The sequence below is a fragment of the Actinomadura napierensis genome (assembly GCF_039529375.1).
Classification (GTDB): domain Bacteria; phylum Actinomycetota; class Actinomycetes; order Streptosporangiales; family Streptosporangiaceae; genus Spirillospora; species Spirillospora napierensis.
Genome location: NZ_BAAAMR010000450.1, coordinates 1 through 508 on the forward strand (window position 1 = coordinate 1; position 508 = coordinate 508).

Annotated in this window: 1 protein-coding gene; it reads right to left on the reverse strand. The window is 42.1% G+C overall.

The window, feature by feature from the left end; genetic code table 11:
- Nucleotides 1–57 precede the first annotated feature (57 nt).
- A partial coding sequence (locus ABD296_RS50425) for a hypothetical protein (protein WP_344285903.1) occupies nt 58–508 on the reverse strand: 451 nt, incomplete at its 5' end.

Below are 508 nucleotides of genomic sequence, written 5' to 3' on the forward strand. Positions count from 1 at the left end.
CTGTATCGCAGTGATACGGTCGACATCCATGTCGACCTTCACGATAGCATTTGTTAACTACGAATTAAGATTGCTTAAATTTCGTGTTTCCCATAATACTTTTGCTTTTTGCATCGCTTCCTCGAAATTAGAAACTACGCCCATGGTATATAACGCAATACCCATGGTTTCTGTTACGGCCATTTCCCCATATTCGTGATGCTGTTGACCAAGCCAGACAGCTTTAAAGGTTGCTAAGTCTAACTCTTCTTCAATTGGGCTACGTTCAGGTGTAAGCTTTGGCAACTCATGCTCATAGAGTTCACCATTTTTAATTCCGCAAATCAGCGTTTTCGCGTCTGGGTTTCGTTCAAATTCGCCGCCTTCGCCCTTAATAACTGCGCTATTTTGATAGCCTAAGCGAAGTGCACTATGCTGATGGGAAGTTCTGTAAGCAGGATGGAATATGGCTTGTAAGGTGGCTTTAGCGTTAAAAGGATTAATTAAACGGGCTAAAGTATGAATAGGT